The organism is Streptomyces sp. TLI_053 (assembly GCF_900105395.1).
Taxonomy (GTDB): Bacteria; Actinomycetota; Actinomycetes; order Streptomycetales; family Streptomycetaceae; genus Kitasatospora.
This window is the reverse complement of the sequence record NZ_LT629775.1, coordinates 882,548-894,722: the sequence shown is the minus strand read 5'-3', so window position 1 is coordinate 894,722 and position 12,175 is coordinate 882,548. Positions and strand designations below refer to the sequence as shown.

Annotated in this window: 10 protein-coding genes; 4 read left to right on the top strand and 6 right to left on the bottom strand. The window is 74.2% G+C overall.

Going from position 1 to position 12,175, the window contains the following annotated elements:
- Positions 1-121: 121 nt before the first annotated feature.
- Positions 122-1,480: a (5-formylfuran-3-yl)methyl phosphate synthase gene (locus BLU95_RS03235; protein ID WP_159424748.1), complete on the bottom strand. Its 1,359-nt coding sequence runs from the start codon at positions 1,478-1,480 to the stop codon at positions 122-124.
- Positions 1,481-1,719: 239 nt separating this feature from the next.
- On the opposite strand from BLU95_RS03235, the gene BLU95_RS03230 reads away from it, so the two are divergent.
- The 3 genes from BLU95_RS03230 (at position 1,720) to BLU95_RS03220 (ending at position 4,681) form a co-directional block, all read left to right on the top strand.
- Complete coding sequence (locus BLU95_RS03230; protein ID WP_093864605.1) at positions 1,720-2,463, top strand: class I SAM-dependent methyltransferase; 744 nt, start codon at positions 1,720-1,722, stop codon at positions 2,461-2,463.
- A gap of 353 nt (positions 2,464-2,816) precedes the next feature.
- Positions 2,817-3,662, top strand: a complete 846-nt coding sequence (locus BLU95_RS03225; protein WP_093858589.1) for a DUF4097 family beta strand repeat-containing protein — start codon at positions 2,817-2,819, stop codon at positions 3,660-3,662.
- 320 nt (positions 3,663-3,982) lie between these two features.
- A complete protein-coding gene (locus tag BLU95_RS03220; RefSeq protein ID WP_159424747.1) occupies positions 3,983-4,681 on the top strand; it encodes a DUF3152 domain-containing protein in 699 nt (232 codons plus the stop codon).
- A gap of 36 nt (positions 4,682-4,717) precedes the next feature.
- Here BLU95_RS03220 and BLU95_RS03215 read toward each other — a convergent pair whose 3' ends face one another.
- From BLU95_RS03215 to BLU95_RS03195, 5 genes are all read right to left on the bottom strand, one after another.
- A complete protein-coding gene (locus BLU95_RS03215) occupies positions 4,718-6,076 on the bottom strand; it encodes an RNA polymerase sigma factor (RefSeq protein WP_093858587.1) in 1,359 nt (452 codons plus the stop codon).
- A complete protein-coding gene (locus tag BLU95_RS03210; RefSeq protein ID WP_093858586.1) occupies positions 6,049-6,468 on the bottom strand; it encodes a YciI family protein in 420 nt (139 codons plus the stop codon). The genes BLU95_RS03215 and BLU95_RS03210 overlap by 28 nt, the downstream gene beginning before the upstream one ends.
- Before the next feature lie 160 nt (positions 6,469-6,628).
- Positions 6,629-8,104: a Re/Si-specific NAD(P)(+) transhydrogenase subunit beta gene (gene pntB, locus BLU95_RS03205; RefSeq protein WP_093858585.1), complete on the bottom strand. Its 1,476-nt coding sequence runs from the start codon at positions 8,102-8,104 to the stop codon at positions 6,629-6,631.
- 5 nt (positions 8,105-8,109) lie between these two features.
- Positions 8,110-9,681, bottom strand: a complete 1,572-nt coding sequence (locus BLU95_RS03200) for a Re/Si-specific NAD(P)(+) transhydrogenase subunit alpha (protein ID WP_093864604.1) — start codon at positions 9,679-9,681, stop codon at positions 8,110-8,112.
- Positions 9,682-9,875: 194 nt separating this feature from the next.
- Positions 9,876-10,511, bottom strand: a complete 636-nt coding sequence (locus BLU95_RS03195; RefSeq protein WP_093858584.1) for a TetR family transcriptional regulator — start codon at positions 10,509-10,511, stop codon at positions 9,876-9,878.
- 111 nt (positions 10,512-10,622) lie between these two features.
- Here BLU95_RS03195 and BLU95_RS03190 point away from each other — a divergent pair, with 111 nt between their 5' ends.
- Positions 10,623-12,125 carry an FAD-dependent monooxygenase gene (locus BLU95_RS03190; RefSeq protein WP_093858583.1) on the top strand — a complete coding sequence of 501 codons (1,503 nt, stop codon included), beginning with the start codon at positions 10,623-10,625 and terminating at the stop codon, positions 12,123-12,125.
- Positions 12,126-12,175 lie beyond the last annotated feature (50 nt).

Sequence of the window (12,175 nt, the reverse complement as noted above, 5' to 3'; positions counted from 1 at the left end):
CTGCCCCTCCGGTCACGCGGTCCGGCCGGAACACCGGCGGAACCGGTCCCGCAGACCGGTCCGCGGGACCGCCCGGCTCGGTCCGCGGTGCCGTCCGGCTCGGTCCGCGGGACCGCCCGGCTCAGTCCGCGGTGCCGTCCGGCAAGCCGTCGGGCCCGGCGAACCGGACCACGAGGTCGGGGTGCCTGGCCAGCAGGGCGTCCAGGTCCGGCCGGAACTTCGGCGAGCGCGCCGTGTGTTCGGGAACCACCAGGTACCCGCCCTGCTCCGGCGGGACGAGGCCGGCCACCAGCGCGCCCCGCACGACCCACTCGTGCCGGGTGTCCGCTCCGGTGCCGCGCAGCGGGTCGCGGGACGGGGCGACCACCCCGCCGCGCGCCGACAACTGGTCCAGCTCGGGGACCAGCCGCCAGATCTGCTGCGCCTGGTGGCTCTGCACCGAGCCGGCCAGATTGGCCTCCAGGCCGCGGGCGTGGCACAGGTCGACGAAGAAGCGGATCTCGTCGAGGGTGAGGATGCCGGTCCGGGGCAGGCCGTGGGCGTCGGTGTCGTGGGCGTCGAGGTCGACGACCTCCTCGCTGCCGGCCGTGGAGATCAGGCCGATCCGGGCGACCTTGAGCAGAATGCTGGTGTCGATCATGATCGCGTCCGCACCGGCCGTCGCGGTCGCCTCGACCATGGCGCGGATCGCCTCGCGGTCGGTGCGGCGCTGCCGGGTCAGGCCGTGCCGGGAGTGCGCGACGGGCTCGTTGACCGTGACGTAGGTGCCGTGCGCGGCGGTCGGGAGGGCTCCGGCGGCCTTGAGCACGGCCTCGGTGGGGCGGCGGCCGGGGGCGTCCGGGAAGAGCGGGAGCCCGTCGTCGCCGAGCAGGGCGTCGGCGAGGCCGGCCAGGTCGAAGGCGTCGGGGGTGTCCGGCGCGGCCGGGTCGTACTCGCGCAGGCCGACCAGGGCGCGGCGGACCTGCGGCAGGGTCTTGCGCGTGTCCCACAGGTCGAGGTCCTGGGCGAAGAGCACGGACATCACCCTGGCCCGCCGCAGCCCGTCGGTCCGGCGCAGGGTCGCGGTGATCTCGCCCAGCACCTCGCCGAGCCGGTCGACGTCCATGCCGTCGAGGCCGACCTTCACGATCGGGGAGGGGTGGACCAGCGTGCCCATCGACACGGCGACGCCGAGGGCCGCCTGGGCTGCCTTGCCGACCGTCTCGTAGCGGGACTTGGCGACGGCGAGGCCGTTGGCCGCCCGCCGGTGGAGCAACTGGTCCTCGCCGATGTTGGTGCTCAACTGCACCGGCAGGTCGCGGCGGGCCGCGAGCACGGCGTCGGCGATGTCCATGATCCGGCGCGGCTTGATGGTGCCGAGGGCGCTGCGCGGGTCCTCGCTGTCGATGATCCGGGCTCCCCCGAGCACGGCCTCCCGGGCCTCCTGCGGTCCGAACACGCTGACCAGCAGCCGCCGGTCCGCCTTCACTGTGCTGTGCACGTCGGTCCACCCCTCCGAGTCGATCACGGTCGGCGGCGACGCTACCGCCCTGGCGTGCCCACGCCATCGTGCTGCGGTGAAGTCCGTCCGTCGGACCGGTCAACCTCGTATGATGCGGCCTCACTCCAACGGGTGAGTCTTGCCGGGCCCCACGGCCTTCCCGTGCCGGTGCGGCCACCGGGGGCGAAGGTCGGCGGATACATTGCGGCCACTGCGAGTGACGCTTGGAGGTCTCCGTCGTGACTGTGACGAGTCGGTACCTGGGTGCCTGGGAGGGGTTCTGGCGGGATGCGCCGGCCGAGCCCGGGGCGGTGATCTGGGACGCGGAGGCGGCCCTGGTGGCTGAGTGCCACCTCGCGCTGTTCCGGCCGGAGCTGGTCGACCCGGACCTGCCGCTGGTCGACCTGGGCTGCGGCAGCGGGACGCAGACGCGCTTCCTGGCCGGACGGTTCGGCAGGGTCCTCGGGGTCGACCTGTCGCAGGCCGCCGTGGAGCTGGCCCGGCGGAACGACCCCGCCGGCGCGGCCGAGTACGCCCGGCTGGACGCGACCGACGCGGAGGCGGTCCGGGCGCTCCACGAGCGCCTCGGCGACGTCAACCTCTATCTGCGCGGGGTGATCCACCAGAGCGATCCGGCCGACCGGGGGCCGGTCGCCGAGGCCGTCGCGGTGCTGGCCGGGCGGCGCGGCCGGGCGTTCGTGGTCGAGCTGGCCGAAGCGGCCAAGCGGGTCCTGGCGGACCTGGCCGCTGGGCCGGCGGGGCCGCCGCCGAAACTGCGCCCGGTGTTCGACCACGGGCTGGCCCCCGCCGAGGTGGCCGACGGGGCCTTCGTGGACCTGTTCGGTGCGGCCGGGCTGACGGTCCTGGGCTCCGGCGACCTGCCGCTGGCCACCACGGAGTTCACGGCGGCCGGTGCCCGGATCGAGCTGCCGGCGCGGTGGCTGCTGGTGGGTGCGGACGAGGGGGCGGCTGGCGGCGCCTGAGCTGTGCCGAGTCTGGTGCCATCCGGCGCCAGACTGGCGCCAGCGCTGCGGTGCTGTTCGGAGGGTGGTGCCGTGACGTCCGCTCCCGCTCGTGTCGGAGTGCCCCCGGCTCCGAGGTCGCCGTACGCGCCCGGGTCGGGGGTCGCTGTCACCGGGGCTGTGCCATGTGGGTGTCATGCGGGCGCATCAAGGGCTTGCGATTGGCGTCATTGTGGTGCCATCATGGCGTCATGGAGCTCGGTGCGCATGCCGGGCGCCCGGGCCGCGAGGTCGGGCCGGTCGACCGGTAGCACCGTCGACCGGTGGCCCCGGCTGCCGTACCTCCACCAGACCCTTCCGAGGACGGGATCACCATGCCTTCGTTCGACACTCCCGACCCGATCGCCGTCACCGCGCACATCGAGGCCGGATCCATCCACTTCATCGCCGTCGACCGCCCGGACACCGTCGTCGAGGTGCGCCCGCGCGATCCGGGGAAGGACCTGGACGTGCGGTCCGCCGGGCAGACCGAGGTCGGCTACGCCGCCGGGGTGCTCACCGTCCGGACGCCCAGGCCGCGTTACCTCGTCGGCCGCGTCGGCACCGTGGACGTCACGGTCGAGCTGCCCGCGGACTCGCGGATCGAGGTGGGCGGTGCCTGGGCCCAGGTGCTGGGGGAGGGGCGGCTGGGGGAGACCGAGGTGAAGACCTCCTCCGGGGACGTCCGCTTCGACACCACCGGCCCGCTGCGGCTGGCCGCCGCGCACGGCTCGGTCACCGTCGACCGGATCGAGGGCGGGGCGGAGGTCACCACCAGCTCCGGCAGTGTGCGGATCGGCCGGATCGACGGCCCCGCCGTACTGAAGAACACGCACGGCAGCACGACCGTCGACCTCGCCAACGGCGATCTGCGGGTGAGCGGGGCCAACGGCGACATCGAGGTCCGGCGGGCCGGCGGCTCGGTCGCCGCCACCACCGCCCACGGCACCCTGCGCATCGGTGAGGTGGCCCGGGGCAGTGTGCAGCTGGAGACCTCCTACGGCGCCATCGAGGTCGGCATCCGGGAGGGCACGGCGGCCTGGCTGGACCTCGGATCGACCTCGGGTCAGGTCCGCAACATGCTCTCCGCCGCCGACGCCCCGGGGAAGTCCGAGGACACCGTCGAGGTCCGCGCCCGCACCCGGTACGGCAACATCGACGTCCTGCGCGCCAAGCCCTGATCCCGTCTGCCGCCTGCCCGCGGCCTGCGCGCCGCCCGTCCGCCGCCTGCCCGGCGTCGGCCCGGTGGCGGACGCCGGTGGCAAGCACGACGGCGCACGCCCGGACGCGCACCCTGGCGAACACCGAGGCGAATGGAAGAGATCATGCTCACGATAAGGTGAACCGTGAACGGGTTTCTGATCGTCTCTCTCGGTATGACCGATTTGTTGATTGCCCGCCGACCGGCACACCGCCGTTCGGCCGCGCCGACGGCCGCACGCACGGCCCCGGCCCCGGCCCTCCGGGGCTCCATACGCGGGGCCGTCACCCGGGAGCGCGGGTGACGGCCCGGCTGCCCGCAGGGCGGGCGAAGTACGGGGCGATCGCCCTGGTGGTCGTCGCCGCCGTGGCGGCCGGCACCTGGTGGTGGCGTCCGTGGGCGGAGGCCGCGCCGAAACCGCTGGCCTTCACCACGGCGCCCGGCGGCACCGAGCGGGTCGGCACCGGGGAGCACCTGTACCGGTACAAGGTGCGGGCCGAGAACGGACTGAAGGTCACCCCCGCCCAGTTCGCCGCCGAGGTGGACGCCGTGCTCGGGGACACCCGGCGCGGCTGGGTCGCCGGCGGCGAGCGCTCCTTCCAGCGGGTGGACGCCGACCCGGTGGACTTCACCGTGTACCTGGCGACCCCCAAGTCGACCGACCGGATCTGCGGACAGTACGGACTGGACACGGGCGGCTGGGTGAACTGCGCCGCGGGCAAGCAGGTCGTCATCAACCTCAAGCGCTGGCAGGAGCTGTCGGAGTTCTACACCGGCAAGCCCGAGCTGTACCACGCCCTCGCCGTCAACCACGAGGTCGGCCACATCCTCGGCCAGGGCCATGTCGACTGCCCGGGCCAGGGCGCGCCGGCGCCGGTGATGATGCAGCAGATCAAGGGACTGCACGGCTGTGTGCCGAACGGCACGCCGTACGCCGAGGACGGCACCCTGATCACCGGCCCGCCGGTGGTGGCCTCCACCGCGACGCCCGTTCCCTGAGGACGGGGAAGGCCACCGGCCACCGCCCCGGCCCGGTCAGCCCAGGGCCGCCGCCTTGCGCAGCAGCACCGACCGCTCGCGGGTGTTGCGGCACATCCGGGCGGCGAGCTCCAGCTCCGACCGGGCCTCGGCGGTGCGGCCGAGCCGGGTGAGCAGCTCGCCGCGCACGCCCGGCAGCAGGTGGGAGCCGGACAGCCGCCCGGACGCGGCCAGTCCGTCGACGATCTCCAGGGCTTCCGCCGGTCCGGCCGCCATGGCGACGGCGACCGCCCGGTTGAGGTCGACCACGGGGGAGGGCGCGATCCGGCCGAGCGCCTCGTAGAGGAGCACGATCCGCGGCCAGTCCGTCTCCGCGACCGACGGGGCCCCGGCGTGGCAGGAGGCGATCGCCGCCTGGAGGCCGTAGGGGCCCAGGCCGTGGCCGGTGGCGGTTGCCCGGTCGAGCGCGGCCAGTCCGCGGCGGACGGCGGAGCGGTCCCACCGGCGGCGGTCCTGGTCCTCCAGGAGGACCGGCTCGCCGTCGGGCCCGGTGCGCGCCGGGAAGCGGGCGGCGGTCAGCTCGAACAGGGCGAGCAGACCGGACACCTCCGGTTCCCCGGGCAGCAGCGCGGCCAGGGTGCGGGCCAGCCGGATCGCCTCGTAGGCGAGGTCGGTGCGCAGCAGCCGGTCGCCGCTGGTCGCCGTCGAGCCCTCGGTGAAGAGCACGTAGAGCACGCTCAGCACCCCGCCGAGGCGCTCGCGCCGCTGCTCCGGCGGGGGTACCGCGAAGGGGACGCCGGCGGCGGCGACGGTCTTCTTGGCCCGGGTGATCCGGGCCTGCACGGTGGGCACCGGCACCAGCAGGGCGCGGGCGATCTCCTCGCTGGAGAGCCCGGCGACCACCCGCAGGGTCAGCGCCGCGCGGGCCTCGGGCGACAGCACGGGGTGGCAGGCGACGAACATCAGCGCGAGGACGTCGTCCTCGATCAGGTCCGGGTCCCACAGCAGGTCGTCCGGGTTGCCGGGGACGGGCTCGGCGCCGGAGCTCGCTCCGCCCTCGGTGAGCCGGCCGCCGAGGGCGGCGTAGCGCTCGTCGAGGGCGGAGCGGCGGCGGAACCGGTCGATGGCGCGGCGCCGGCCGGTGGCGAGCAGCCAGCCGACCGGGTTGGCCGGCTCGCCGTCGCGCGCCCAGGCCACGAGCGCCTCGGCGACGGCCTCCTGGGCGACGTCCTCGGCGAGGTCGAAATCGCCGGTGAAGCGGGTGAGGGCGCCGACGATCCGCGCCGACTCGATCCGCCACACGGCCTCGACGGACCGCCGGGCGGCCTCGGCGCCCGGCGGGCCGTCGAGGTGCCCGGCGGACCCGCCGCCGTCGGTCGGTCCGGTGCTCAGAGCTGGCCGGTCCGCTCGCGCCATTCCCGCTCCTGGATGATCCACTTGTTGTCCTGCGGGAACTCGTCGATGCCCGGCACCCGCCGGATCTCGATCTTCATCCCCGGGAGGGACGGCAGCCGCTTCGCCCAGGCGACCGCCTCGTCCTGCGAAGCCACGTCGAGGATGTAGAAGCCGCCGAACAGTTCCTTGGTCTCACCGTAGGGCCCGTCGGTGACAATCGGTGCCTCCCCGGTGAAGTCGACCACCACGCCCGTCGACGCGTCGTCGAGCCCCTCGGCGGCGACCAGCACCCCGGCCCGGATCAGCTCGTCGTTGTAGCGGCCCATGATGTCGAGGATCTCCTCGAAGGGCGTGTCCATCATCTTCTCGCGCGTCTCGTCGCTGCCACGCATGATCAACATGTACTTCGCCATTGCTCTTCTCCTCGGTACGGGGGAGTCGCTGTCCGACCCTCTCTACCCCAGGTCGAACGGGAGGGCGCGGGATCGACACGACGGGGGCGTCCGGAGCGAAATTCTCTCCGGACGCCCCCCGGCGTGCCTCCCGGGGCCCGCGTGCGTCGCGATGCCCCCGCTACACGCCCGCCCGGTCCACCGGCGGCACCGGCCGGACGGCCGGGGCCGCACCCCCGGAGTCCTCGGCGTCCAGCGCCCGGAGGATGTCCTCCACGCTCTGCTTGGCGTCGCCGAACAGCATCGCGCTGTTCTCGCGGAAGAACAGCGGGTTCTGCACCCCGGCGTAGCCGGACGCCATCGACCGCTTGAACACGATCACCTGCTCCGCCTCCCACACCCGCAGCACCGGCATGCCCGCGATCGGACTGGCCGGATCGTCCATGGCCGCCGGGTTGACGGTGTCGTTGGCGCCGATGACCAGGACGACGGTGGTCGCGGCGAGGTCGTCGTTGATCTCGTCCATCTCCAGCACGATGTCGTACGGCACCTTCGCCTCCGCCAGCAGCACGTTCATGTGCCCGGGCAGCCGTCCGGCGACCGGATGGACGCCGAAGCGGACCTCGACCCCCCGCTCGCGCAGCCGCCGGGTGAGCTCCGCCACCGGGTGCTGCGCCTGCGCCACCGCCATGCCGTAGCCGGGCGTGATGACCACCGACTTGGCCTGCGCGAGCTGCCGCGCGGCCTCCTCGGCCCTGACCTCCCGGTGCTCGCCCTGCTCCTCGGCCCCGCCCGCGGCGGCCTCGATGCCGAAGCCGCCCGCGATCACCGAGAGGAAGGAACGGTTCATCGCCCGGCACATGATGTAGGAGAGGTAGGCGCCGGAGGAGCCCACCAGCGCGCCGGTGACGATCAGCAGGTTGTTGTCGAGCAGGAAGCCGGCCGCCGCCGCGGCCCAGCCGGAGTAGCTGTTGAGCATGGAGACGACGACGGGCATGTCGCCGCCGCCGATCGAGGCGACCAGGTGCCAGCCCAGCGCGAGCGCGAGCACGGTGACCGCGATCACCGCGCCCAGGCCCGGGCTGACGGTGAACCAGACCGTCAGGCCGACGAAGGCCCCGAGCGCGCCGATGTTGAGCGCGTTCTTGCCGGGCAGCACCAGCGGCCGGGAGGCGATCCGGGCGGACAGCTTGAGGAACGCCACGATCGACCCGGTGAAGGTGACCGCCCCGATGAAGATGCCGATGAACACCTCGGCGTGGTGGATGCCCAGCAGGTCCCCGGAGACGGCGGTCTGCGCCGCGCCGTGCGCTTCCACCTCGAGGTAGCTGTTCCAGCCGACCAGCACCGCGGCGAGGCCGACGAAGCTGTGCAGCACGGCGATGAGCTCCGGCATCTGTGTCATCTCGACCTGCCGGGCCCGCCACAGCCCGGCGGCTCCGCCCAGCACCATCGCCAGGACGATCAGGGCGACCGCCCCGGCACCGATGCTCCTGGACGCCACCACCACGGTGGCCACCAGGGCGAGCGCCATCCCGGCGATGCCGTAGACGACCCCGGCGCGGGAGGTTCGGTGCTGGGACAGCCCGGCCAGGCTGAGGATGAACAACAGGGCGGCGACGAGATCCGCGGCGTGGGCCGCCGTCGTGGACGTCATCGGGCTCAGCGCCTTTCCGGGGACGAGGAGAACATGCTCAGCATGCGGCGGGTGACGGCGAAGCCGCCGAAGATGTTCACGCTCGTCAGCAGGATCGCCACGAAGGAGAGCACGGTGACCGTCGTGCTCCCGTGCCCGATCTGGAGCAGGGCGCCGATCACCACGATCCCGGAGATCGCGTTGGTGACCGACATCAACGGGGTGTGCAGGGCGTGGTGGACCTTGCCGATCACGTAGTAACCGATGACCACGGCGAGTGCGAACACCGTGAAGTTCTGGGCCAGTTGGGTCGGGGCGAAAGCGATCAGCAGGAACAGCGCGAGCATCCCGGCGCCGATCAGTCCGAACCGGGCCGCCGGGGCGAGCCGCGGCCGCGCCGGTTCCACGACCGCGGGTGCCGCGGGCGCCGAGGCCGGCGCGGGGGCGGCCGACACCGCGACCGGCGGTGGCGGCCAGGTGACCTCGCCCGCCCGGACCACGGTCACCGCCCGCTGGACCACGTCCTCGAAGTCCAGCGCCAACTGCCCGTCCTTGCCCGGGGTCAGCAGCTTCAACAGGTTGACCAGGTTGGTGCCGAACAGCTGCGAGGCCTGGGCGGGCAGCCTGGCCGCGAGGTCGGTGTAGCCGATCAGCGTGACGCCGTTGTCGGTGACCACCGTCCGGCCCGCGACCGTGCCCTCGACGTTGCCGCCCTGCGCGGCGGCCATGTCGACGACGACGCTGCCCGGCCGCATCGCCGCCACGTCCTCGGCGGTGAGCAGCCGGGGGGCCGCCCGGCCGGGGATCAGCGCCGTGGTGATGACGATGTCCACGTCCCGGGCCTGCTCGTGGTACAGCGCGGCCGCCGCCCGGTCGTAGTCGGCCGAGGTGGCCTTCGCGTAGCCGTCGGTGCTCGCCTCCTGCGCGGCCTGCACCGGCAGGTACTCCCCGCCGAGGGACTTCACCTGGTCGGCGACCTCCGGCCGGGGGTCGGTCGCCCGGACGATCGCGCCCAGGCTGGAGGCGGCGCCGATCGCGGCGAGCCCGGCCACACCGGCCCCGGCCACCAGGACCTTCGCCGGCGGGACCTTGCCCGCGGCCGTCACCTGGCCGGTGAAGAAGCGGCCGAACACGTGCGCCGCCTCGATCACCGCCCGGTAGCCGGCGATGTTGGCCATCGAGCTGAGCACGTCCATCGACTGCGCCCGGGAGATCCGGGGCACCGCGTCCAGGGCGAGCGCGGTGACCGGGCGCGCGGACAGCGTCTCCAGCAGATCGGGCCGCTGCGCCGGGGCGAGCAGGCCGATCAGGGTCGCGCCGTCGCGCAGCCGGGCGACCTCGGCGGTCGACGGCGCGTTGACCTTCAGTACGACGTCGGCCGCCCAGGCGTCCCCGACGCCCGCGCCGGCGGCGGTGTAGGCCTCGTCGGTGAACCCGGAGGCGGTACCGGCCCCGGACTCGACCACGACCTCGTAGCCGAGGGCGAGGATCCCCCGCACCGTGGACGGTGTCGCGGCGACCCGGGTCTCCCCGGCGGCCGACTCGGCGACCACACCGATGCGCCGCGGGGGGTGGTGCGTGGCGTCCTGTGCAGACATCATTCGTGCCTCTCTCCTGGGAGGAGCCAATGACGGCGGGATCCGCGTCCGGGGAGCGTCGCTCCCCTTGGAGGCAGGAACCTACCCGCCCGGACCCGCCGGGGCACCGGGGCGAGGCCGTGACGTGCTTCACCGATTCACCGGGCGGCGGGTGCGCTGCGCCGCACGGGACTCCAGGGAGTGGCGGGCCGGGGTCAGAACCCCTGGGCGCGGGCGCCGTCGCGCAGCAGGGCGAAGGCGGCGGCGGTCTCGGCGGCGGCCTGCGGGGCCGCCTCGGTGATGTCCTGCCCGTCGGCCAGCCGGGCCCAGGCGGTGCGGGCGAGCACCTGGCGGACGGCCACGTACTGGGCGGCGAACAGCCGGGCGGTGATGCCGCCCGCCGGGTCCAGCGCCTCGGCGAGCGCGTCCGCGTCGGCGTCGACGTAGTCCAGGAGCTGGGCGGAGAGCTCCGGGGTCTCGTGGACGAGCCGGAGGAAGGCGAGCACCTCGGGATCGTCGGTCAGTCCGGTCTGGGGGTCGTGCGCGGCCAGCCCGGCGAGGTGGTGGCGTTCCAGGGCGTCCAGCGGGGTGAGGTCGGCGGCGCGGTCGCGCACCACCCGGCCGGCTTCGCCGAGGTGGTCGGCGAAGCGGTGCAGGACCAGTTCCTCCTTGGTGGCGAAGTACCGGAACAGGGTGGGCTTGGAGACCTCGGCGGCTGCGGCGATCTCGGCGACCGAGACCTGGGCGAAGCCCCGCTCGAGGAAGAGGGCGATGGCGACATCGGCGAGGGTCTGCCGGGTGCGCTGCTTCTTGAGGGTCCGCAGACCCGGTTCTGGTTCGCTCGGGTTCATGGCAAGGATCATAACCCGGATAAATTCGTTACCCGGTTGTATTTGTTACCGAGTTGCTGTTCCATGGAGCTGTCAACGAGTCACCGACGACCGGAAGGGACGGACACACACATGACGAACGTGGTGATCGTGGGAGCGGGGCCGACCGGACTGACGCTGGCCTGCGGGCTGGCCCGGCAGGGCGTGGCGGTACGGGTCCTGGAGCGGGCCGCCGCCCACGCCACCGGCTCCCGCGGCAAGACGCTCAACCCCCGCAGCCTGGAGATCCTCGCGGACCTGGGCCTCGCCGGGGAACTGGCCGCGGTGGGCCGCACCCACCTGCCGTTCCGCAAGTACTTCGAGGGCGACTTCGTCAACGAGACCGAGCCGTTCGCCGGCGCCCGGCCCAGCGCCACCACCCCCTACCCGGCCGGCCGCTGGCTGCGGCAGCCGCAGCTGGAGGCGCTGCTGCGCGAGCGGCTCGCCGCGCTCGGGGCGGAGGTCGAACTCGGCGCCGAACTGGTGGACGTCCGGCAGGACGCCGACGGGGCGGAGGCCGTGCTCGCGGACGGCCGCCGGATCGCCGCCGACTACCTGGTCGCCTGCGACGGCGGCCGCTCGACGGTGCGCAAACTGCTGGGCATCCCCTTCGTGGGCGACGGCGACCCGGAGCCGTTGATGGTCTGCGGCGACGTCGAGGTCGAGGGCCTGGAGCCGGATGCCTGGCACCAGTGGTTCGGGCCGAAGGGCGTCTTCATGCTCTGCCCCTTCGAGGGCAGCTCCCGCTGGCAGCTCCAGGCCAGCCCGGAGACCGCCGCCGACGGCACGACGGTGCCGCCGTCACTGGAGAGCTTCCGGCGGCTCGCGGCCGAGCACACCGGCCGCGACGACCTCCGGCTCGGCAACGCCACCTGGCTGTCCACCTGGCGGGTCAACGTCCGGATGGCCGAGCGCTACCGCGAGGGCCGGGTCCTGCTGGCCGGCGACTGTGCCCACGTCCACCCCACGGCGGGCGGACTCGGCATGAACACCGGCATCCAGGACGCCTGGAACCTCGCCTGGAAGCTCGGGTACGTGGTGCGCGGAATCGCCGGGCCCGCCCTGCTGGACACCTACCAGGAGGAGCGGCTGCCGATCGCGGCGTGGACCCTCGACGTCACCAGTGCCGGGATGGCGGCCGTGGTGGAGGGGATCGGCACGCCCGGCATCGGGGTCGAGGCCGGCGGGGTCGGCGACCTCACCGGACTGTCCCTCGGCTACCGGTGGAGCGGCCTCGCCGCAGGCGCCCCGGCCGACGGCGGTCCGGAAGCGCTGCTCCGGGCCGGTGACCGGGCGCCCGACGGCCCCTGCGCGGGCCCGGACGGCGCTCCGGGCCGGCTCTTCGAGCGGTTCGCCGGCGACGACTTCACCCTGCTCGGTCTCGGTGCGGGAGCCCGTCCCGAGCTCGCCGGACTGCCCGGCCACGTCCGGCCGGTGCGGGTCGAGGACCGGGACGGCGAGGTCCGCCGGGCCTACGGGGTGACCGGCGAGGCCCTCGTCCTGGTCCGGCCGGACAACCACGTCGCGCTGGTCACCCCGGCCGCCGACGCCGGCCCGGTGCACGCCTTCCTGGCGGGGCTCGGCGCCGCCGGGTGATCATGGCCGCCGCGCCGCCGCGCCGCCGCGCCGCCGCGCCGCCGCGCCGT

Excerpts from the sequence above, each read along its gene's own strand:
- BLU95_RS03200 (WP_093864604.1), bottom strand. The coding sequence starts at position 9,681 with ATGTCTGCACAGGACGCCACGCACCACCCCCCGCGGCGCATCGGTGTG.
- BLU95_RS03225 (WP_093858589.1), top strand. The coding sequence starts at position 2,817 with ATGCCTTCGTTCGACACTCCCGACCCGATCGCCGTCACCGCGCACATC.
- BLU95_RS03215 (WP_093858587.1), bottom strand. The coding sequence starts at position 6,076 with ATGGCGCGAGCGGACCGGCCAGCTCTGAGCACCGGACCGACCGACGGC.
- BLU95_RS03195 (WP_093858584.1), bottom strand. The coding sequence starts at position 10,511 with ATGAACCCGAGCGAACCAGAACCGGGTCTGCGGACCCTCAAGAAGCAG.
- BLU95_RS03210 (WP_093858586.1), bottom strand. The coding sequence starts at position 6,468 with ATGGCGAAGTACATGTTGATCATGCGTGGCAGCGACGAGACGCGCGAG.
- pntB (WP_093858585.1), bottom strand. The coding sequence starts at position 8,104 with ATGACGTCCACGACGGCGGCCCACGCCGCGGATCTCGTCGCCGCCCTG.
- BLU95_RS03190 (WP_093858583.1), top strand. The coding sequence starts at position 10,623 with ATGACGAACGTGGTGATCGTGGGAGCGGGGCCGACCGGACTGACGCTG.